Consider the following 20,589-nt stretch of genomic DNA (forward strand, 5'->3'; position numbering starts at 1 on the left):
TCACGATTGATGAACTTCATTTTCACCGAGAAAGCGCCCGCTCCGGGCGGCCACTATTCACAGGCTGTGCAGACAAACGGCTTCACGTTCGTCTCCGGCATGCTGCCCGGACCGGGCGTCGCCACCGACGGTCCCGATAACTTCGAGCGCCAGGTGCGCGCGACACTCGCGCACTGCGAAAACGTGCTCGCGCAAGCGGGCTGCGAGTTGACGGACGTCGTGCAATGCACCGCGTATATCGTCGGTGTGAAGAACTGGCCGGAATTCAACCGTCTCTATGCAGAGCATTTCGGCGCGCACAAACCGGCACGCGCGGTCGTGCCCGTTCCTGAACTGCATCACGGTTTTCTCGTCGAGTTGCAGATGGTGGCTTACCGGGCCGCATAAACGCGCCGGTTAAAGACGAGACGTGCCCTGCGTTCGCCGAAGCGGGTTGAAACCGCGGACAGCGAACGCCTAGTCGCACTCGGGCTCGGACAGATCGGGCCGCGCATTGACGATTTGCCACCACTGTTGACGCAGCGCGTCGCGCAAGATCTTGCCGCGCGCGCTGCGCGGCAGTGCGGCGATCACATAGACTTCCCTGGGTGTTTTCTCGCGCGGCAGATGCTCGCGGCAATGCGCGCGCAAGGCTTTTCTATCCGGCGCGGTGCCCGCTTGCGCGACCACGAAGCATACCGTTTCCTGCCCGTACAAGGGGTCCGGCACGCCCAGCGCCGCGACATCCTGGACCTGTGGGTGCGCGCGCATGACGTCCTCGATTTCTTGCGGCACGATCTTGACGCCGCCGCGAATGATCAGGTCGTCCATGCGGGCTGCCATGCGCACGAAGCCTTCCGCGTCGCGCGCGGCGATATCGCGGGTGAACAGAGGCTTGCCGCGAATCGGCAGCAGCGAGCCGTCCCGTTGCAGCACGCCCAGCGCGAGCTTCGCGCCGTCGACCACGACCTGGCCTTCGACATCGGGGCCGCACGGCACGCCTTCGGAATCGACGATGTCGAACGCGACGTGCGCGGCCGGATAGCCGACCGTGCCTATCTTGCGCCGCTGTAGCCGGTTGCCGCACATCCATCCTGCCTCCGACGATCCATACAGATTCAGGATACGGATGCCGTACAGTTTTTCGAATCGCCGCCATTGAACGGGCGAGAGCGGCGCCGTGCTGCAGGTCATCGCGCGCAACGACGCGAAGGAATCGGCAGGCGCGTCGAGGGGGGCTTCGATCAGCATGTTGAGCACCGTCGGCACGCCCGCGCACACCGTGATGCGCTGGTCGCGAATCCAGCCGGCAAACCGGCTGCGCGAGAACCGCCGGGCGACGCAGAGTGTCGAGCCGAGTTGCAGGAAGGGGATGAAGCTGAGTATCTGCGCCGAGTACCAGTCGAACGAACGGTATTCGAGCATGCGATCGTCGCGCCTGAGGCCGAGCAGGTCGATACTGTCGAGCCCGTTGAGCCAGTAGCACGCGTGGTCGTAGACGACGATCTTCGGAATGCCTGTCGTGCCCGACGTGCAGCACATCGACGCCATATCGCCGGCCTCGGATATGGTTGCGCCGTCGGGCAACGGCGGCATGTCGTGCGGCTGGGTATCGTGAGAATGTCCGGCGAGGGTGATGGTATCGTCGCCCGGATTGGCGGGCGCGTGATCCGGCGAGGTCCATGAAGCAAAGCGCACGACGGGGACATTCGCGTCCGCCGCGACTGTGGTGGACGCATCGGCCGGAAGCACGACGAGCTTTGGGCGGATCGTGTCGAGCAGCTTGCGCGCCGTTTCGTGGCCAACGAAGGGCACATCGAGCGGGCACACGATTGCGCCGATACGCCATGCGCCGAGCCACAGCAACAGCTTGTCGGGCGCTTCACAGTTGGCGAGCACGACGCGCGTCCCGCGGGTCACGCCGTGCCGCAGGAACTGGCGGGCGATTGCGTCGACGGCTTGCGCAAGTTGTTCGAATGTCATGCTGACCTGTCGATCGACGTCCACGATCGCAGGCTTGTCGGGTGTTTCCCGCCGGTGCTGTTCGAGCAGAGCCGAAGCGGTGCGCCAGGCCGGGTCGGCTACAGGTTGACGGGCGCTCGACATGAACTCAGCAAGGCTCCGGCACCGATGGCGCCGTCGCGTGGCGCCGCGTGACGCCGTTGTCCTGATCACGGTTTTCGCCCAGCCGCGCGAGCGCCCATTCGCGGAACAACTCGACCTTCTTCGTGCGTGCCTTGTCGTTGGGCGACGACACGAAATACGCGGAGCTGGACGGCACGCGGACGTCGAACGGCGCAACCAGCTTGCCGCTTGCCAGATCGCCGTCCACGAGCGGCGTGCGGCCGATCGCGATGCCGACACCATCGACGGCTGCTGCGAGAGACGTCAATTGCAGGTGGAACACGGACTCGCTCGCGAATTCCACGGGCTCGCGCACAGCCGCTTCCAGCCACGCGGGCCAGTCGTCCTGATACATCGAATAGAAGTAGGTGCGAATCTGGCGCATGCGCGCGAGGCCTTGCGCCACGGAGCCGAACTTGCCCGCTTCTTCCAGGACGCCGGGCGAACACACGGGAAAGAACTCCTCGCCATGCAGCCGGTCGGAACGCGCCGACGCCCATCGACCCGAACCGTAACGGATCGCCACGTCGTAGCTGTTGCGATCGAACTCATTGAACGTCGAACTGGTCGCGACGTGCACGGTAATCTCGGGGTGGGCGCGCTGGAATTCGGGCAGCGCGGGAATCAGGCACTTGACCGCGTAAGTTGGCAGGCACGTGACCGTGAGCACCGTGCTCGGCTTCTTCTTGCGCGCATGAGCGGTTGCGATGGACAGCAGATTGATCGCCTCGTGCACGGAATCCAGATACTCGCGTGCGGCGGGGGTCAGCGTCAGGACATTGCGGCGCCGCACGAACAGCTTGATTTCGAGCCGTTCTTCGAGCGTCTTGATCTGATGACTAATCGCAGTCTGCGTCAGTTCGAGTTCCTGTGCCGCGCGGGTGAAGCTCAGGTGCCGCGAAGCCGCCTCGAACGCTAGCAAGCTCTGCAGAGAGGGTATGTAGGGTCTCATCTAGATATCGGCGCAACGCAAGGTCACTTGGTAACGGATTGTAGCGGGTTTCATCGACGCGTTCCCATGCTCTGCGCGGCCATGCGGGGTCCGTCGCGGCCCAGGCCGATAGCTGCACGGATGCTCGGATGATCGGCTCCTTGTAGTCCCCGCGGAAATGAAACTTTTTCATGTCCGATATGAGAAAAGTTAGTTTGCGCGGGGCGAAACCGCTCATGCACTCTTGGTCCAGTCAAACGAAGCGTCCTCTATCGGCGCCGATGAATCAATTGTTATAAACCCGGAACATCCAATGTCCAACGGCAAGATAAAGGTCAGCACTCCGCTCGTGGAAATCCAGGGCGACGAGATGGCCCAGGTCATGTGGGAGTGGGTGCGTGATCAACTGATCCTGCCATTTGTCGATGTGCAACTCGTGCAGTTCGATCTTGGCATCGTGAACCGCGAGCGCACCGACGATCAGGTCACGCAGCAGGCAGCAGAAGCCGCCAAAGCGTATGGCGTCGCGCTGAAGTGCTCGACCATCACGCCCGACCGCGCGCGCCAGCAGGAATTCGATCTGACGCGCCTCTATCCGTCGCCGAACGGGACCATCCGCAATGCGCTCGACGGCACGCTGTTCCGCGAGCCGCTCATCTGCGCCAACGTGCCGAGGGCCGTCGCGCATTGGGACCGGCCGGTGGTGATTGCGCGTCACGCATTCGGCGAGCAGTATCGCGCGAAGGAGATCGTCGTGAATGCGCCGGGCACCGTGAAGCTCGTCTTCGAGCCTGAAGACGGCAGCGAACCCATCGTGCAGACCGTCCACGCGTTCTCGGGCAACGGGGTCGCGCTCGGCATTTTCAACACCGATGATTCGATCCGGGGCTTCGCCCGCGCGTGTCTGAATTTCGGCCTGCAACGCGGATACCCCGTCTACTTCTCGCACAAGGCGACGGTGCTCAAGCAATATGACGGGCGCTTCAGGGAGATCTTCGCCGAAGAGTTCGAAGCGTTCGACGACGCGTATCGCGCGGCGGGGCTCGTCTACGAAGCACGGCTGATCGACGACATGGTTGCATTCAGCCTGAAATCGACTGGCGGTTACCTGTGGGCCTGCAAAAACTACGACGGCGACGTGCAATCGGACTATCTCGCGCAGGGATACGGGTCGCCGGGACTGATGACGTCGGTGCTGATGTCACCGGACGGCCGTTGTGTTCTGACAGAAACCGCACATGGCACAGCCGTGCGGCACTACCGGCAGTTTCGCAAGGGCGAGCCCACATCGAGCAATCCCCTTGCGACGATCGCCGCGTGGAGCCGCGCATTGGGACAACGCGGCCGGTTCGACGGAACGCCCGATATCCAGCAATTCGCGGCGCGGCTCGAGCGAACCTGTATCGACCTGATCGAAGCCGGCATGATGACGCGTGACCTTGCGCGGTTGATCGGCCCGCACCAACCCTATGTCAGCGCGGAGGAATTCGTGCGGCGGGCCGCGCGTGCGATGCGCGGGTGCGTCGGTTGAACGTTCCCTTGTGGCGGCAATGCAAGGCGAGATGCGGCACGTAGGGCGCTTGCGACGTGCGCGGCGCAAGGACAACAAGAAGCGATGAGCGGGACGCGCCGCTCACTCGCGGAAGGGGAGAAAAAAGATGGACATCGATGTGCTGGAAAATCCGTTTCTCGCCAGCCTCGGCATGACGCGCACCGGTTGGCGCGAAGGCTACGCGGAGTTTCGGCTGCATCTGCAGCCGGAATTGCTGAATCGCCAGCGCGTACTGCAGGGCGGCGTGGTGGCCACGCTGCTCGATGCCGCGTGTGGGTACGCGGGCCTGTATAGCGCCGATCCGCAACGGCCGATCCACGGCGTCACGTTGTCGCTGACGCTGAACTTCCTCGACAAGGGTGTCGGCGAGACCTTGATCGGCAAAGGCTTTCTCGAACGCAAGGGCCGGTCGATTTTCTTTGCGCGCGGCGAAGCGTGGATCGATTCGAAGACGCTGATCGCCACGGCGCAAGGCACCTTCAAATACGCAGGCGGTTACGGCCGGCGCGAGCAGTCGGGTCCGTCTGGCAGCGAACTCGACTGAGACGCGACATCGCATGAATCGTTCTCATCCCTGACATGAACGATGGTCGTTTGCGCGGCGTATCGCGTTGCTTCAATGTTTCGGTAAAGCAGCGCTCGTGCGTCACCCTATACGCCCGCGCCACCGTACGCGAATAGCAAAAGCCACAGGAGACACACTACGTGACAGAGAGTTCGACCACTCATTCGCTGGATCTGCGTGCATGGCTCGACGAGGCGCGCGCGCTCGGCGAGCTGACCGACGTTTCGGGCGCCGACTGGAACCTGGAGCTGGGCGCGATCAGCGAGCTGAACGTGAAGAAGGCGCGGCCTGCCGCGCTGCTCTTCGACGACATTCCCGGGTATCCGAACGGACATCGCGTGTTGACGTGCAGCACTGCAAGCCCGGCGCGACTCTCTTCGATCTTGCGTGTCGGGCATCAGGGCACGCATCGCGAGCTCGTGGAGACGCTGCGCGGCAAGCCGAAGCAATGGCAGGCACAGGCGCCCGAATACGAGCCCGTGACAGTCGCAAGCGGCCCTGTGTTCGACCACATCCAGTCCGGCGACGACGTGGACCTGTTCTCGTTTCCCGCGCCGCTGTGGCACGAGAAGGACGGTGGGCGCTATATCGGAACGGGATGCATGGTCGTCACGAAAGACCTCGACTCGGACTGGATAAACGTTGGGACCTACCGTGTGATGATCCATGACCGGAATCACGTTGGCCTCGACATGATTCCGGGCAAGCACGGCGCAATCCAGTACGACAAGCACATGAAAGCGGGCAAGCCGTTCCCGGTTGCGATCGTGATTGGCTGCGACCCGCTCGGCTATCTGATTTCGGGTATCGAAGTGCCGTTCGGAATGTGCGAGTACAACTATATCGGCGCGATATTGAAGACGCCCGTTTCGGTGGTGAAAGGGCAGTTGACGGAGTTGCCGTTTCCGGCCGCAGCGGAGATCGTGATCGAGGGTTATGCGCATCCCGGCGACGTCAGGATCGAGGGACCGTTCGGCGAGTTTCACGGCTACTATCCGGGCAAAGCGGAAACCGCGCCAGTCGTGACGATCGAACGCATCTATTACCGTAACAACCCGATCATCATGGGCAGCCCGCCCGCGAAACCGCCCAACGACTATTCGTATTCGAAGGCCGTGATGCGCTCGGCGCTGCTGGTCGATGCGCTGCAGGCGGCGGGCGTGCCGGATGTCGCCGGCGTGTGGGCGCATGAAATCGGCGGTGCGCGCATGTTCAACGTCGTGGCGATCCGTCAGCGCTACGCGGGCCACGCGCGGCAGGCGGGCCACATTCTGAGTCAGTGCGGCGTCGGCGCTTACATGTCGCGTTATTCGATCGTGGTCGACGACGATATCGATCCCGCCAATCTGCAGGAAGTGATGTGGGCGGTCGCCACGCGCACCGATCCCGACATCGATATCGACATCGTCAAACGCGGAATGGGTTCGAAGAATGACCCGATGTCGATTGCGAATCCCTACAAGGCGCCGTTCAACTCGAAAGCGATCATCGACGCATGCCGTCCCTTCGATTTTCTTCACGAGTTTCCGCAAGTCGCGGAAGCCAGCAAGGAATTGCAGGAGAAGACCCGTGCAAAGTGGGAACACATTCTCGGCTGACACGCCACGACGCGACCCGGCGCCCGACCCCATACACATCATGCAAGCTGCGAAGTTTTCTCGCGCGCAGGAAAGCGCGTCAGTGACAGCGGCCGACAAGGAGAATTACACATGGAACTGACAGGCGAACAGATTCTGCCGCTGCCGCGCGAACGCGTATGGGCGGCATTGAACGACCCGGAAATTCTCAAGGCATCGGTGCCGGGATGCGAGTCGTTCGAACGCGTCGACGACAATCAGTTTCAGATGGTGATGGCCACGACCGTCGGCCCGATCAAGGCACGCTTCAAGGGCAAGATGGTGCTGACCGATTTGCAGCCACCGCAGTCGTATTCGATGACCTTTGAAGGATCGGGTGGCGCGGCCGGTTTCGGGAAGGGCGGAGCGCATGTCGATCTTCTGGCCGACAGTGCCGGCGGCACGCGCCTCGTGTACCGCTCACATGCGCAGGTGGGCGGACGTCTGGCACAGGTCGGCGCGCGCCTGATCGACGGCGTGGCGCGAAAAATGGCTGAAGACTTCTTCGGTCGCTTCACGGTGGCCGTTGTCGGACCGCACGAGCAGACTGCGGGCGACGACGAGCCGATGTCCGCGAATGCCACAGCCGGTGCGGCCTCGACGCAATCAGCCGCTCACGTGCAACAGCATTCGTCCGCGCAAACGCCGACTGACGCCGGTTTCAAGATCCGGGCCTGGACCTGGGCCGCGGGCCTCGTGATCGTCGTTGCATCGATCGCCGTGTATGCATTGCACTAACCACAACAACAACGACGGGGACGGGAGACGACGATGCACGACAGCAATGCGCTGCATGGCGCAGTGAGTCAGGAGGCCACGCAGACCGCGGCCGTGCAGGCCACCGTGAATGCAGCGGACGAAGCGAGCGCGGCATTGATCCGGCGTATCGAGAGCGTACCGTTCTCACGATGGCATACGAAGGCGCGCATCATCATCGGCAGCGCGACGTTCTTCGACGCATTCGACGCGCTGTCGATCGCGTTCGTGCTTCCCGTGCTGATCGGCCTGTGGCATATCGAGCCGCTCGAGATAGGTGTGCTGATCGGCGCAAGCTATATCGGGCAGTTCGTCGGCGCCTTGATATTCGGTTGGTATGCCGAACGCCGGGGGCGCATTCGCAGTGCGGCCATTGCGATCTCGATCATGTCGGTGATGAGCATGGGCTGCGCGATGAGCGGCAGTTTCGCGATGCTGCTGGCGTGCCGGTTCATTCAGGGAATCGGTGTAGGTGGCGAGATGCCCGTCGCCGCGACCTATATCAGCGAATTGTCGAACGCGCACGGCCGCGGCAAGTACTTTCTGCTGTATGAACTGATTTTCCCCGTCGGATTGATGGCGACGGGCCAACTCGGCGCGTGGCTCGTACCCGTCGTCGGATGGAAGATCATGTTCTGGATCGGCGCGGTGCCGGGCCTGCTTGTCGCGCTGCTTGTCTGCCGGTTGCCGGAATCGCCGCGGTGGCTGATTTCAAAAGGACGCCTCGCCGAAGCGGAAGTCGTGGTCAGGGACATGGAGGCGAGTACCGACCGCCGCATCGCGCCCACTCAAAGGAAACAGCAGAACAATGTCATGGTCAATGCACGCGCGGGCTGGCGTGAACTGCTGTCGCCGTTCTATCGCGGCCGCACGCTCGTCGTGTGGGCGCTGTGGGCGAGCGCGTTTTTCATCGCGAATAGCCTCAACAACTGGTTGCCCACGCTGTACCGGTCCCTCTATCACCTGCCGTTGCAGACGGCGCTCCGTGCCGCGTCGATGACGAATGTCGCGCAGGTCGCGTTGCTGCTCGTCTGCGCGTATGTCATCGATCGCGTCGGGCGCCGGAACTGGACCGTGTCCGCATTCTGTCTCGCCGCAGTTTTGTTCGCATGCCTTGGCCTCTTCGGCGCGCATGACGTGTGGAGCGCGATGGTGCTCGGAACGCTCGGCTACGGGCTGGTCGGCTCGGTTGCGGCCGTGCTGTATCTGTACACCCCTGAGGTCTATCCGACGCGAATGCGCGCGACCAGCACAGGGCTCGCGACGTCGTGGCTGCGCCTGGCGTCCGCCGTCGGGCCGTCGCTTGCGGGCTTGCTGTTGCACAAGCGCGGCATCGGGTCCGTGTTCGTGATGTTCGCCATGGTGGCCGTGTTCGGTGCGCTCTGTGCGATGAAAATGACCGAGACGCGCGAGCGAAGCCTGGAAGAGATTGCGCCCTGACAGGTGAACCTGTTTTTCTGCATGTCCTCTGAAAGGAGCGTCACGGAGAAGCGAGCATGAACGGAGCGTGAGACGCGGCAGGTCGCTGTCATCGACTGTAACGAGCGGAGTTTCGCGGTTGCGACGCCGGTGTCGTCGCGTGCCGGTTTCTGGGGGTAAGATAGGGTTTACGCTTAAACCCTATCGGAGACCACCATGAGACTTATCACGAATGCCGCGGCGCTTTCAGCAGCTTTGTTGCTACCGTTTGCCGCCTTTGCGCAATCGAGTGCGCCGCTCACACGCGCACAGGTCCGGCAGCAAGTCATAGACATGGAAAATGCGGGCTATAACCCGTCGACGTCGGATTCGACCGCGTATCCCGAGAACATCCAGGCCGCGCAGATGCGTCTCGATACGCTCAAGACGAATGGTGCCTACGGTGGCTTCGCCACGGGTTCGACAAGCTCCGGGTCGGGCCGGCGTTTCTACCAGGGTGATGATTCGCAGTAAGGGAAGGCAAAGCATTCCTCGACTTCATGTTGACGGATTCCATATCTCTGACTAAAGTCAGAGATATGGAATCCGACATTCTCCAGATCCGTAGCTTTAACCGCATAGTCGCCGAAAGCATTGGCGCTATCGATGATCATTTTCTCGGACGGGGCCGCCCGATGGGTGAATCACGCCTGCTATGGGAGATCGGTGTCGAAGGTGCGGATATTCGTACTCTTCGCGCGCGGCTGAATCTTGATTCAGGCTATGTCAGCCGTACGTTGGCGTCTCTTGAACGGCAAAAACTTGTCGCTGTCCTAACGCATTCGGGCGACCGCCGGGTACGTCGGGCTTGCCTGACTCAGGAGGGCCTCATGGAAAGGGCCGAACTCGAACGGCTCTCTAACGAGGTCGCTTTACGCGCGCTCGAACCTTTAGGCGATGAGCAGCGTCGCAGACTGGTCGCGGCAATGGCTGAAGTTGAGCGCTTGCTGCAGGCATCTCTTGTGAATTTCGCGCTTGAGGAGCCGGATAGCGATGACGCGCGGTGGTGCTTCGAACAGTATTTCGGCGAACTCGATGAGCGCTTTGACGCAGGATTCGACCCGTCCATGAGCCTGTCGGCGGATGCGCATGAACTGAAGGCACCGGAGGGCGCGTTGATCGTCGCGAGACTCCATGGAAGCCCGATCGGCTGCGTCGCGCTGAAGTTTCATAAGAGGTCACCGGCCGAGCTCAAAAGAATGTGGGTGAGCCCTGCCGCTCGCGGTATGGGTGTAGGCCGCCGGTTGATTGTCGAGGCGGAGAAACGTGCTCGGCAGGCCAAAGTGCGCATTATTCGCCTGGAGACAAATCGAACTCTGGGCGAGGCGATTTCGCTATACCGGCAATCTGGATACGTCGAAGTCGATGCGTTCAGCGCGGAACCCTATGCCCATCACTGGTTTGAAAAGCGACTGGTCTAAACGGGCGTCACTCTTTGCTCCGCGGACTTTCAACCGTATATCGGGCGATGAATGCCGGCTCATCCAAAGTGCCGTTGCGGCCGACTCGTCAGGCAGTTCTTTGAAGACTTTCACGAGACGGCCAGAAATCTGTCAAGGCGACAATTAACGACGCAAGGTTCTCTTCAACGGAAGTTTCCTCGCTTCCTGAAGAAGGAGGGCGTTACGAGAAAGCGCTCTCTCATTCAATCTTTTGTCGCGCACGCTATGGCGGTTCAACGGCACACTATTTGGCGCCGCCATTGTGATGATCGGTTTCTGCAGGTGCCGGCGCGGTGTCACAGCGCATTCCGCAGGGGGCTGGTAGCCCCCTTTGAAGCTGCGCTTACGTTTTTTGACTAAATCACAATGCGCTGGGCTTCTCCCAAAGATTCAGCGATTGGCCAATTCCCTCGCGCAGTGCATTCTTGTACATTTCAAAGCCCCAGCTGATGTCGAAAACAGCCATGCCGCAGGCAATGAAAATCACCCGTTCCTTAGCGGTTTCCCGGCCGGGCTTATTGCCATTGACGACGTCACCCAGACCTGTCGAATCCGCCAACGCGGGCAGTATTCCGGCATCGATCAATCGATAGAACGGGCCGCCGATCACACCGCTGTAGTAGGCGTCCTTGTTCCCCGACGCGATCGCATCCTCGACATACGCCTCTTGCAGGGGCGTGTGATCGAAGACGATCTTGCAATTGGTCAGGAAAGAGTCGTCCGTATTGAATGGCCCCGACACCAGGATGGTTGCCCCTTCCTTGATCCACTCATCCTTGAAGTAGAGCGGCTTCAGGCGCGAGGCCGCGACCGTGATGACATCGGCATCACGGAAGCCTTGTTCAGCCTGGTCGACGCCGATGGCGCCGATACGATATTTTTCCTCCACCCAGCCGGCAAACTCGTTCGCCTTGTCGAGGAAGACATCAAAGCAGATGACCTTCTCGATCCCGTCGAGTTGCGTCATGATTGCGGTGAAGCAGGCCTTGTTGATCGGGCCACAACCGATAACCGATACAGTCTTCGAATCCTTATTGGTCAGATGCCTGGCAGCGACGCCCGGCACGGCCCCGGTTCGTGCCGCACTCAGAAGGTTCGCCGACATAAGGGCCAGTGGCGCCCCTGTGTCCTTGTCATTGAGCATCATGGTCAGAATCGAGCGCGGCAATCCCTTCTCCGCATTGGCATGGTTCGACCCATACCATTTATTGCCACAGACATCGAAGCGTCCACCCAGGTAGCCGGGCATCGCAGCGAATCGCCGGTCCGGTCCCGCCACCGGCATGTTGGGAAACTTCGTCTCTTTCGGGAAGACGATGTTCATACCGTGATTGTTGTGATTGGCGCCACCCATGAGGTAATCGCCCTTACCAAGAAGGCTGAAAGTCTCCTCGCAGACGGAAACACAATGCGCTGCATCCAGTACGCCGGCTGTGATCATGTCCGGCTCTGAGAGATAGAGAAAGTCGATGTTCGGATACATTTGAGTTCACCTTTTTGAAGTGAGTTGGGTGGCATATCGGCGGGTTTCAAACATCAGACACGCGCGTCAAAACCGAAGAAGTGGCGAGATGTCATAGAGGCGGCAACCAGGGCTGCGTGCATTGGCACGCATCAGGAAGTTCAGCTTTTCGATTCGTTCTCCGGAGCGCGGCGCGCCGTTCTTCTGAAATGGAACCTGGAGACCGACCGAGAAGTCCATCACGACGTCATCCACGACGCCACCGGAGCGGCCTGATGGCACCGCGATCATTCCGTGTTCTTCTGCAAATCGATAAGCATCCAGCGCCTCAGTGATCGTGCCGACCTGATTGGGCTTGAGTACGAAACCACCCACGGCGCGGAGTTCGTAAGCTTTCTTGAGCAAGGCCGGGTTGGTCACCGTCAGGTCGTCGCCAAGAACGATCGTGCGGTCGAGTTCGCGAGCCGCTTTGATGTATCCAGTCCAATCGTTCTCGTCGAGCAGATCTTCGATAAAAACCAGAGGGAACATTTCGGTCAGGAACCTGGCATAGGCGATGAGTTCGTCGGACGATACCCATTTGCCTTTCAGCAGATAGGTATTGGTCTCCTTGTCGTACATCTCGCTCGAGGCGCAATCGAGCGCGAAGGCGATTCGGCCTGTATAGCCGCACTCGTCAACGGCTTTTTGCATCAGTGCCAGGATCGTTTCGGGGTCATCCGACGGCGCGGCGTAACCGTAGGAACTGGCAACCAGTGGCTTATGTCCCAGGTAGTCCGTGAGCACGTCGGCGAGTTTCTGGAACACGGCTACTGCCATCTCGATGGAAGAATCGACGCGATCAGTGCCGTAGGGAACAATCAGGAACTCGTTGAAAGCCTGCGTGAGTCCATCGTATCGCCCGCCGTTGATCACGTTGAAGCAGGGAACGGGCACGGTCCGGATGTCGCCACCCGCGATGTGCTTGTAAAGAGGCGTCGAGAGCGCGGCGGCCGCGGCGCGGAAAGCCGCAACGGAAACCGAGTAGATCGTATTGCCGCCCAAACGCCTTTTGTTAGGCGTGCCATCGAGGGAGATCATTTTTTCGTCGATGGCGCGTTGGTCGAACACGTTCATGCCGAAGAGCGCCGGGCCGATGACGTTCGCCGCATTGTCGACGGCTTGATGAACGCTGAGGCCCTTGTAGGTCGACGGGTCGTTGTCCCGCAGGACAAATGACTCGTGCATGCCAACCGAGGTGCCAGTGGGCGCGGCGCCCAGACCGATGGCACCACTTTCGGTGCGTATCTCGACTTCGACGGCGGGGCGGCATTTGCAGTCGATGATCTGCTGTGCCCGGACGGATGCGATCCTGTCTTTCATGTTATTCGCCCCCTTTCGGCTCAGGAATGTAAAGGATGTTCAGGTCGCACAGGTTGGTGCCCGTGTTACCGGTAAAAACAGTCGAGCTAATCGAGTCGAGTGCCTCGAAGCAACTGTGCTCACGAAGTGCCTGATACAGACTGATTCCTTTGTCGGCCGCGGCGTTGAAACTGGTGGAATCGGTAATGCCGCCGGCGACGTTCGCTGTGCCATCCGTGCCTTCGCTATCGATCGATAGCAAGCAGGCGCCCTTTGTCCTCGCGGCCGTGATGGCAAAACTCACGGCCATTTCCTGGCCTGGGCCACCGTGGCCCTTGATCACGCTGTTGTCGTCGATCAGCGTCGTTACTTCGCCGGAGCTGAGAAGCACACAAGGAGGCTTGACCGGGTTGCCATATGTCTGGATTTCGCGCGCCATCGAAGCGAGGAAAGTACCGGCGTCGCGGCTTTCGCCTTCGAGAAAGGACGACACGATCATGGCCGGAAGACCCATCTCCTCGCAGATTTCCTTGGCGTAGATGCAGGAATCCGGCAGCGTGTTGAGCAGGAAGTAGGTGTTGTCGGGAAACGCCTTGGGCGTTTCCGCTTCAGGGCCTGCGCTCATCAGATAATCGACAACGCTTTCAGGCAGCCGGTCGGCGACATTACGATTGATGATCGTCGCGCGTGCATCGTCCAGCGTCGTCATGTCGGGGCCGATTGGCGTACTTTTGTAGGCCGAATAGGGCACGGCGATATCGCCCGTGGCGGGTGAGCCGACCGCGTCACTGATACCGAGACCAATCAGTTCGGCGCCTGCATCCTGAATGCGCTTCGCCAGCATCCCGCCGTTCAAGGCCGAAATGTGACGACGCACGGCGTTGATTTCGTAAATGCCCGCACCGGATTTCAACAGCACGTCGGTGGTAGCGATCTCATCCTGCAAGGTAATACCCTCGATCGGACATGACATGAGCGCTGAACTGCCGCCGCTGATCACCGCAATGAAGAGGTCTTCGGGTCCAGCCTGATCGACGAGTTCGATAATTTTCCTGGATGCGCGGTAGCCTTCTTCGTTGGGTAGCGGGTGTCCGCCAACGAAGACTTCGGTCCTGTTGAATCGATCCGTTTCCTCCAGGATCTTTACGATGGCGATCCCTTGCGTCAGGAAGTCTCCCAACACATGATCCACCGCCATGGCCATGTGATTGCAGGCCTTGCCGGCGCCGATCAGGTACACATTGCGCTTCAGCGATAGATCCCATGAGCGGGTTCCAACATGCAACACGTTGCCCTCCATGCGCATGATGTTTCTGATCCGCCGGTAGCTGTCCAATCTCTCGAGTGTCCGGTCGGCAATCTCGAGCACGACTCGTCTGGAGGACGAGTCACCTTGCGAGAGGATCGCGTTTGCATTTCGTATCTTGTTCATGCTGAGGAAGGACGGTGAGCGTTATCGCCACAGGGAGAGTCGGGCGGGATGGCTATCAATTTAGGCAAACGACCTGCACAGATACATGTACACTTGGCGGGATCGCGAGATAGCTGTAGAGGGCTTGGCACCGCTACACCTTTTCAGTTGTCCGTCCGAGTTCTTCCGCCTTGTGTGATCACGATGAAACCCGTTTTGACGCTGGATTCCCAATCGGATACGCCGCTTACCGTACAGATCGTGGCCGGGGTGATGAATGAAGTTGCTGAAAAGCGCTGGAGGCCTGGCGCGCGCGTGCCGAGCATCCGCGCATTCGCCGGAGCGCACGGCGTGTCGACCTTCACGGTTGTCGAGGCCTACGATCGGCTGGTAGCGCAGGGCGTACTGGAAGCGCGGCGTGGCTCGGGCTTTTACGTCTCCGACCGGAGCCATAACGCACCGCGGAAGATCGCCGAAAAGCTCGATGAGAGCGTGACCAATGGCTGGCTATTGCGAAACTTTCTCGGCGCGAATGAAGGAGCGATTTACGCAGGAGCCGGTTGGCTTCCGGAGCCATGGTTCGACAGCGATGGTCTCGCGCGGGCGCTCAGACAACTCGCATTGCAGCCGGAAAGTCTGCTGGGTTATGGACACGCAAGGGGTTACGAACCATTGCGAGAACAGATAGCCCGACAGTTGTCGGACTATGAAATAGAGGTGGATGCCGGCGGGGTGATGACGACCCTTGGCGCGAATCAATCGCTAGACCTTGTCATACGCCAATTCACTCAACCGGGCGACACGGTCATGGTCGATGAGCCGTGCTATAGCGATCTGCTCGTTGCCTTGCGGTTGCGTGAGGTCGAAAGCATCGGGATACCGATGACACCTACCGGACCCGATATTGCCGTCACGGAGACGGTTCTCGAAACGCACCGTCCAAAAGTCTACTTCACGAATAGCCGGCTTCATAATCCCACTGGCGCGAGTTACAGCTCCGCGGCGGCCTTCAAATTGCTGAAAGCCGCGGAACGCCACAACTGCCTGATCGTGGAGGACGATGTCTCCGCCGGGCTGGTCCAGGGTTCGCACGTGACGCTGGCATCGATGGATCAACTGAAACACGTCATCTACATCGGCAGCTTCTCCAAAACAATAGGTGCGGGTTTGCGCGTCGGTTTCGTGGTCGCAGAGGCTGGAATACTCGAGGGTCTGCTCTATCAGAAGCTGGTGTCGGGTATGTCGACGCCAACCGTCACTGAACGGTTAGTGAGCGCGATACTGGCAGAAGGGCATTTTCGCAAGCAGACGGAACAGTTGAGAGAGCGTCTCGCAACCGCTCAGGAGCGGGTCTGTCGCCGGCTCGAAGCAATCGGGTTTGAGATCTTTTGCGAGCCTCGCGCCGGCATGTTCGTATGGGCGAGGGCGGCAGGCGTCGAACTGGATTCGGCGGAACTGGCCGAGCGTGCCTTGGACAAGCGCATCCTGCTTGCCCCGGGACATCTGTTTTACGGCGGACACGTAAAGACTGGCTGGTTGCGATTCAACGTGGCACATAGCAACTTCGACCGGCTTTTTTCTTTTTTAGCGGAATCCGTTGCACGTTAACGTTTCCGCTTCACAGTCGCGTCCTGCGGAACGGTATTGGTTGTCAGCCATTGCCGTGTTTGCTTCTCCTGCCCTCCAGATCATCTCGATAGCGCATACGTGTCCCTATGCGCGCGCCGGCCAATTCGGCTGAACCCTTCTCATCGTCACGTTCCTGTTTTCGGTTGCGGCGATGTTGCCCGTCTGCGAAACCCGCCACCGCCTCTATCCCGTCGGCGCAATCCTGTTCCAGTAAAACACCGGAGCAACTGTGCAGGTCTTGCCGACTGCACAGGTAGGGAGGCGTGTCGGGCAGTGTGCATGTCGCGTGGAAATTTGAACAAAAAGAATACGCAGACTTCTGGGAGCCCATGCGTTCCGGAGAACTGAAGGCGGATATCGGATCACATGATGCGAGAACCGGTAACCAATCGATCACTGCGAGGAGAAAGATTCATGGACGGTATTAAGACTTCGGCCTTGTTCGCTGCATTGCTATCCATTATCTGCGTGACTGCGCAAGCGGAAGTCGTCAAGGTGGGCGTTGCGGGTCCCTTGACGGGAGGGCAGTCGAATTTCGGCAAGGACGATGAGCGAGGTGTCCGACTCGCGGTCGAAGACCTGAACCGCAAGCCGATGATCATCAACGGCCAAGCTGTCACGTTCGCCGTCGTGTCGGAGGACGACGCAGCGGATCCGAAGACCGGCGTATCCGTCGCCCAGAAGTTGGTTGATTCGGGAGTGAAAGCTGTCATAGGCCACTACAACTCCGGGGTGACGATTCCCGCGTCGCGCATCTATAACAATGCGCACATCCCGATGATCACAGGCGCGGCATCGAACCCGGCCATTACCCAGCAGAACTTTCCGTATGTGTTTCGTCTTGCCGCCAGCGACAATGTGATGGGCGCACGCATGGCCGAATACGCCGCGAACGTGCTTCACGCCAGGCGCGCGGCGGTGATCGACGATCGCACCGCATACGGCTCGGGAGTCGCTGATGTATTCGTCGCCACGGCGAAGAAGCACGGTGTCGAGATTGTCGGGCGAGAGTATTCGAACGACAAGGCCACCGATTTCAACGCGATCCTGACTCACATCAAAGCCGAACGTCCGGACGTCATCTTCTATGGCGGCTACTACGCGCAGGCTGCTTCGATCGGACGACAGACCAGACAGTTAGGCCTCGAGATTCCGATTCTCGGCGGCGACGGCATCTGCTCCGTCGACATGCCGAAGCTCGCTGCAGGATCGCTGGATGGCCGGGGGTACTGCGCTCAGGGTGGCGCGCCGCTGGCCACATTGCAGGGCGGTACTGATTTTTCAACCCGATATGAAGAGAAGTTCGGCGCGAAGAACGATATCTATTCACCGGCTTTCTACTCGGCAACCATGGTTGTGGCACAAGCCATTAAAGCCGCGAATTCAACCGACCCTGAGAAGTTCGTGCCGATGCTTAAACAAACGCAATTCTCGACCCTGGTCGGAAAAGTGACTTTCGACAAGACCGGTGAGTGGATCGACGCGCCGGTGACGGTCTACAAGGTGTCAGGCGACGCCCTCAATCCGATCCGCTAAAGCTGCGCAAAAACCTCAAAAACAGCGAACGAGCGGCGAGAAGCCGCTCGTTTCGTGTGTACAGGTCGATGCAGTCAATACATGGGAGAGACATGGACATTCTCGTCCAACAAATCATGAATGGTCTGGTGCTTGGGAGCGTGTACGCGATCATCGCACTGGGCTACACGATGGGCGAGTCGATCAAGGGCGTGCCGCCGCACCTGTTGCTCAAGCGTGGTCTGGCGATGGTGCCGGAAGGCCGTGGCATCTTCGCGCGCATGTCGATCGCATGTTCGGCTTCTTCCCGCGTCTGAAGGAGCGCGCGACGCAATACGCGGGCACGCTCTCGGGCGGCGAACAGCAGATGCTGGCGATGGCGCGCGCGATCATCTCGCGTCCGAAGCTGTTGCTGCTGGACGAGCCGTCGATGGGTCTGTCGCCGATCATGGTCGAGAAGATCTTCGAAGTGGTGCGGGCGATTTCGGCCGAAGGCATGACCGTGCTGCTGGTCGAGCAGAACGCGCGTCTGGCGTTGCAGGCGGCGAATCGCGGCTACGTGATGGACTCGGGTCTGGTCACGATGTCGGGTGACGCGAAGCAGATGCTGGATGATCCGAAGATGCGGGCGGCTTATTTGGGTGAGTCCTCGTAGCGACGCACGAACCACCGATGTTGCGCATAACAGTTGAGCAGGAAGCAAGGCGAGCCGAAGAGGTACGGTCTCTTGACTAAGGCGGCTCGTTAGGCGCCGTCTCGCGCTGCTGGAGAAAATGCACAAGAAAGACGTGGCCGTTCTTCTCGAACGTGCTGTCGAACATGGACAGGGTGCTCGCGAAGACCAACCTCGCGGTGGCCTTGCGTTACGCTGCGCTCGTACCCGGCAAGAAACTGCGCGAGCATGTGTTCGAGCGGATCGTCGCGGAATGGGAGCGCACGTCGAAGGTGTTGCCGGAGATCACGAGCAAGAGTGAACGGCTCGCGGAGAACCCGCACTCGACTGCGAAGAGCAAATGCCGACTCCGGCGGGCCCCTGGATCGGGGCGCCGCCGCAGACGAATTCAGCGAAACAATTACCAGCCAAGCGTCGCGAAAAGCGCTGGCACTTCGTCCAGCGTCTTCAGCGTGGCGTCAGGCGTGTAATCCGGCAATAGCTTCCGACCTGTTCCGCGATCTATCCAGACACACCGAAATCCAATGTCTCGTGCTGCGGCGTGGTCAAGATGCGGGCTGGCGCAGATATGCACGACATCGTCCTTCGATACATCGAGCAGTTCGTGTGCGTACTCGAACAAGCGTCGTGCGGGCTTGTATGCGCCGGCCTGCTGCGCGGTCACCACGCGGTCAATATGACCGCCGAGTTGTGCGACGTTGCCAGCAATGATGTCGTCGTCAGTATTTGACACGATGCAAAGGCGATACCCCATCGCCTTCAGCTTCCCGAGCGTGTCGACGACTTCGGGAAACGGCGGCATCGCCGAAATTCGCGAGGTGAGCGAGACGGCGTCCTTTTCACTGCCATCGAGCCCGAACTCTTCCAGCGCAAGACGTAACCCCTGGCCCGAGACCTCCCGGAAAGAGCGATGCGGTGGCGTCTGTTCGAGCGCGTGTTCATGCCGGTCGTACACCTCAATGAACCTGGGCGCCTCGACTTCAGTCGCGCCACGATTGCTCAGAATCTCTTGCACTGCAGCAAGCAAACCTTCGTCCCATTGGATGAGCGTGCCATAGCAGTCAAAAGTCAGCCATTTCGGCCGTTGCGTACCCTTCAGTGACATCATTGACTCCGTTTCGTACAGAAGATGTTTGCAGGATAGGTTGAATGCTCTATATTGGAAAATTAAATAAATCGCTGATGCTCAGTGAAAAGGCAAATGACGAATGATGTTTGACCTCGAACTGCTGAAGACACTGGTTTGCGTCGTTGATGAAGGCAGTTTCACACGCGCCGGCGAGCGCGTACATCGCACGCAATCGACAGTAAGCCAACAGGTGCGCAAACTTGAAGAATCCGTTGGGCGACCGTTGCTTCTACGAGACCGCACCGGTAACCATGTGAGTGCCACCGAGCATGGCGTATTGCTCACGCAGTACGCGCGCAGGTTGCTGGCTTTATCTCAAGAGGCGAGGGAGGCGGCCCGGCGGGATGTGCAGCTTTCGCCGGTGCGGATTGGCGTGCCGGAAGACTTCGACGCGCGACGTATGTCAGCGATGCTTTCCGGTTTTCTGAAAATCCGTCCGGATGCACGACTTGAAACGTTGGCGGGCATGAGCGCGGTTTTGCAACAAAAGCTTTCCGCCGGAGAAATCGATATTGCGCTCATCAAACGTGAACCTGGTAGCGGCGACTGCTTCGCATCGTGGCCAGAGGCACTTGTCTGGGTGCGCGGTCGGGACGCCGTTTCGCCGAAACTGGATTCGGAGGAGCCTTTTGCGCTTGCGCTTTTCCCAGAAGGATGCATCTACCGCAAGCGCGCGATTCGCAGCCTCGACAAGGCAAAGCGCGCGTGGCGAGTAGCGTTCGGCAGTCAAAGTCTCACTGCGATTCAGGCTGCCGTTGCCGCAGGATTGGCGATCTCGGTGTTACCCAGGTCGGCGGTTTTACCCGAGCATCGAATATGCTCCGATATGCCGCCGCTGCCACCAACAGAACTTGCGCTGATCAGCGCGGGCGACGTGCTCGACACTGTACAGCAGGATCTGGTCGACTTTTTGATGAAGAAGGTGAGACGGGCATGAGTTCACTTACGATTGCGATCCGACGGAAAGCGAGTCCTGGTTAGCATCCGACTCGTGCTGCAGAAAGCA

The 20,589-nt window shown here is 60.0% G+C and carries 17 protein-coding genes and 2 pseudogenes; 13 read left to right on the forward strand and 6 right to left on the reverse strand.

Features of this window, described 5'->3' with window-relative positions; all coding sequences use genetic code 11:
* Window positions 1–9 precede the first annotated feature (9 nt).
* Complete coding sequence (locus tag PQR42_RS13055; protein ID WP_408204156.1) at window positions 10–387, forward strand: RidA family protein; 378 nt, start codon at window positions 10–12, stop codon at window positions 385–387.
* Window positions 388–456: 69 nt separating this feature from the next.
* On the opposite strand, the gene PQR42_RS13060 is transcribed toward PQR42_RS13055, so the two are convergent.
* Window positions 457–2,085: a class I adenylate-forming enzyme family protein gene (locus PQR42_RS13060; RefSeq protein WP_408384407.1), complete on the reverse strand. Its 1,629-nt coding sequence runs from the start codon at window positions 2,083–2,085 to the stop codon at window positions 457–459.
* Between the two features lie 4 nt (window positions 2,086–2,089).
* Complete coding sequence (locus tag PQR42_RS13065) at window positions 2,090–3,055, reverse strand: LysR substrate-binding domain-containing protein (RefSeq protein ID WP_408384405.1); 966 nt, start codon at window positions 3,053–3,055, stop codon at window positions 2,090–2,092.
* A gap of 292 nt (window positions 3,056–3,347) precedes the next feature.
* On the opposite strand from PQR42_RS13065, the gene PQR42_RS13070 reads away from it, so the two are divergent.
* The 7 genes from PQR42_RS13070 to PQR42_RS13100 all read left to right on the forward strand — a co-directional run bounded on the left by PQR42_RS13070 (window position 3,348) and on the right by PQR42_RS13100 (window position 10,402).
* The gene (locus PQR42_RS13070) at window positions 3,348–4,565 is read left to right on the forward strand and encodes an NADP-dependent isocitrate dehydrogenase (RefSeq protein ID WP_408384403.1); all 1,218 of its coding nucleotides are present in this window, start codon (window positions 3,348–3,350) and stop codon (window positions 4,563–4,565) included.
* A gap of 127 nt (window positions 4,566–4,692) precedes the next feature.
* A complete protein-coding gene (locus tag PQR42_RS13075) occupies window positions 4,693–5,130 on the forward strand; it encodes a PaaI family thioesterase (protein ID WP_408384401.1) in 438 nt (145 codons plus the stop codon).
* A 161-nt stretch (window positions 5,131–5,291) separates the two neighbouring features.
* Window positions 5,292–6,749, forward strand: a complete 1,458-nt coding sequence (locus PQR42_RS13080; RefSeq protein ID WP_408384399.1) for a UbiD family decarboxylase — start codon at window positions 5,292–5,294, stop codon at window positions 6,747–6,749.
* Window positions 6,750–6,860: 111 nt separating this feature from the next.
* A complete protein-coding gene (locus PQR42_RS13085) occupies window positions 6,861–7,505 on the forward strand; it encodes an SRPBCC family protein (RefSeq protein WP_408384397.1) in 645 nt (214 codons plus the stop codon).
* A 33-nt stretch (window positions 7,506–7,538) separates the two neighbouring features.
* Window positions 7,539–8,963, forward strand: coding sequence for an MFS transporter (locus PQR42_RS13090; RefSeq protein ID WP_408204170.1), 1,425 nt, complete (start codon window positions 7,539–7,541; stop codon window positions 8,961–8,963).
* Between the two features lie 195 nt (window positions 8,964–9,158).
* Entirely contained in the window at window positions 9,159–9,455 is a 297-nt protein-coding gene (locus PQR42_RS13095; RefSeq protein ID WP_408384394.1) for a DUF4148 domain-containing protein, read from the forward strand.
* Between the two features lie 65 nt (window positions 9,456–9,520).
* Window positions 9,521–10,402, forward strand: a complete 882-nt coding sequence (locus PQR42_RS13100; protein ID WP_408384392.1) for a bifunctional helix-turn-helix transcriptional regulator/GNAT family N-acetyltransferase — start codon at window positions 9,521–9,523, stop codon at window positions 10,400–10,402.
* A 382-nt stretch (window positions 10,403–10,784) separates the two neighbouring features.
* Here the strand turns inward: PQR42_RS13100 and PQR42_RS13105 are convergent, their stop codons facing one another.
* The 3 genes from PQR42_RS13105 to PQR42_RS13115 all read right to left on the reverse strand — a co-directional run bounded on the left by PQR42_RS13105 (window position 10,785) and on the right by PQR42_RS13115 (window position 14,595).
* Entirely contained in the window at window positions 10,785–11,906 is a 1,122-nt protein-coding gene (locus tag PQR42_RS13105; RefSeq protein WP_408384390.1) for a tyramine oxidase subunit B, read from the reverse strand.
* A 66-nt stretch (window positions 11,907–11,972) separates the two neighbouring features.
* Window positions 11,973–13,247 carry a phosphopyruvate hydratase gene (gene eno, locus PQR42_RS13110; protein WP_408204178.1) on the reverse strand — a complete coding sequence of 425 codons (1,275 nt, stop codon included), beginning with the start codon at window positions 13,245–13,247 and terminating at the stop codon, window positions 11,973–11,975.
* 1 nt (window position 13,248) lies between these two features.
* Window positions 13,249–14,595, reverse strand: a complete 1,347-nt coding sequence (locus tag PQR42_RS13115) for a glycerate kinase type-2 family protein (protein WP_408204180.1) — start codon at window positions 14,593–14,595, stop codon at window positions 13,249–13,251.
* A 246-nt stretch (window positions 14,596–14,841) separates the two neighbouring features.
* Between PQR42_RS13115 and PQR42_RS13120 the strand changes: the two genes are divergently transcribed.
* From PQR42_RS13120 to PQR42_RS13135, 4 genes and pseudogenes are all read left to right on the forward strand, one after another.
* Complete coding sequence (locus tag PQR42_RS13120) at window positions 14,842–16,245, forward strand: aminotransferase-like domain-containing protein (protein ID WP_408384388.1); 1,404 nt, start codon at window positions 14,842–14,844, stop codon at window positions 16,243–16,245.
* Between the two features lie 387 nt (window positions 16,246–16,632).
* Window positions 16,633–17,802, forward strand: a complete 1,170-nt coding sequence (locus tag PQR42_RS13125; protein WP_408204184.1) for a branched-chain amino acid ABC transporter substrate-binding protein — start codon at window positions 16,633–16,635, stop codon at window positions 17,800–17,802.
* Window positions 17,803–17,870: 68 nt separating this feature from the next.
* Window positions 17,871–18,436: pseudogene (locus tag PQR42_RS13130) on the forward strand (ABC transporter ATP-binding protein).
* Between the two features lie 94 nt (window positions 18,437–18,530).
* Window positions 18,531–18,774, forward strand: a pseudogene (locus PQR42_RS13135) (phosphoenolpyruvate carboxylase); the annotation flags it as partial.
* An 80-nt stretch (window positions 18,775–18,854) separates the two neighbouring features.
* On the opposite strand, the gene PQR42_RS13140 reads toward PQR42_RS13135, so the two are convergent.
* A complete protein-coding gene (locus PQR42_RS13140) occupies window positions 18,855–19,559 on the reverse strand; it encodes a haloacid dehalogenase type II (RefSeq protein WP_408384625.1) in 705 nt (234 codons plus the stop codon).
* Window positions 19,560–19,665: 106 nt separating this feature from the next.
* On the opposite strand from PQR42_RS13140, the gene PQR42_RS13145 reads away from it, so the two are divergent.
* Window positions 19,666–20,520, forward strand: coding sequence for a LysR substrate-binding domain-containing protein (locus tag PQR42_RS13145; RefSeq protein ID WP_408493651.1), 855 nt, complete (start codon window positions 19,666–19,668; stop codon window positions 20,518–20,520).
* Window positions 20,521–20,589 lie beyond the last annotated feature (69 nt).

This window comes from Paraburkholderia sediminicola, assembly GCF_046027355.1.
Classification (GTDB): Bacteria; Pseudomonadota; Gammaproteobacteria; order Burkholderiales; family Burkholderiaceae; genus Paraburkholderia; species Paraburkholderia sediminicola_B.

What these genes read in the sequence shown, in the direction of transcription:
- PQR42_RS13055 (WP_408204156.1), top strand. Translation starts at nt 10, where the DNA reads ATGAACTTCATTTTCACCGAGAAAGCGCCCGCTCCGGGCGGCCACTAT.
- PQR42_RS13060 (WP_408384407.1), bottom strand. Translation starts at nt 2,085, where the DNA reads ATGTCGAGCGCCCGTCAACCTGTAGCCGACCCGGCCTGGCGCACCGCT.
- PQR42_RS13065 (WP_408384405.1), bottom strand. Translation starts at nt 3,055, where the DNA reads ATGAGACCCTACATACCCTCTCTGCAGAGCTTGCTAGCGTTCGAGGCG.
- PQR42_RS13070 (WP_408384403.1), top strand. Translation starts at nt 3,348, where the DNA reads ATGTCCAACGGCAAGATAAAGGTCAGCACTCCGCTCGTGGAAATCCAG.
- PQR42_RS13075 (WP_408384401.1), top strand. Translation starts at nt 4,693, where the DNA reads ATGGACATCGATGTGCTGGAAAATCCGTTTCTCGCCAGCCTCGGCATG.
- PQR42_RS13085 (WP_408384397.1), top strand. Translation starts at nt 6,861, where the DNA reads ATGGAACTGACAGGCGAACAGATTCTGCCGCTGCCGCGCGAACGCGTA.
- PQR42_RS13090 (WP_408204170.1), top strand. Translation starts at nt 7,539, where the DNA reads ATGCACGACAGCAATGCGCTGCATGGCGCAGTGAGTCAGGAGGCCACG.
- PQR42_RS13095 (WP_408384394.1), top strand. Translation starts at nt 9,159, where the DNA reads ATGAGACTTATCACGAATGCCGCGGCGCTTTCAGCAGCTTTGTTGCTA.
- PQR42_RS13100 (WP_408384392.1), top strand. Translation starts at nt 9,521, where the DNA reads ATGGAATCCGACATTCTCCAGATCCGTAGCTTTAACCGCATAGTCGCC.
- PQR42_RS13105 (WP_408384390.1), bottom strand. Translation starts at nt 11,906, where the DNA reads ATGTATCCGAACATCGACTTTCTCTATCTCTCAGAGCCGGACATGATC.
- eno (WP_408204178.1), bottom strand. Translation starts at nt 13,247, where the DNA reads ATGAAAGACAGGATCGCATCCGTCCGGGCACAGCAGATCATCGACTGC.
- PQR42_RS13120 (WP_408384388.1), top strand. Translation starts at nt 14,842, where the DNA reads ATGAAACCCGTTTTGACGCTGGATTCCCAATCGGATACGCCGCTTACC.
- PQR42_RS13125 (WP_408204184.1), top strand. Translation starts at nt 16,633, where the DNA reads ATGATGCGAGAACCGGTAACCAATCGATCACTGCGAGGAGAAAGATTC.
- PQR42_RS13140 (WP_408384625.1), bottom strand. Translation starts at nt 19,559, where the DNA reads ATGTCACTGAAGGGTACGCAACGGCCGAAATGGCTGACTTTTGACTGC.
- PQR42_RS13145 (WP_408493651.1), top strand. Translation starts at nt 19,666, where the DNA reads ATGTTTGACCTCGAACTGCTGAAGACACTGGTTTGCGTCGTTGATGAA.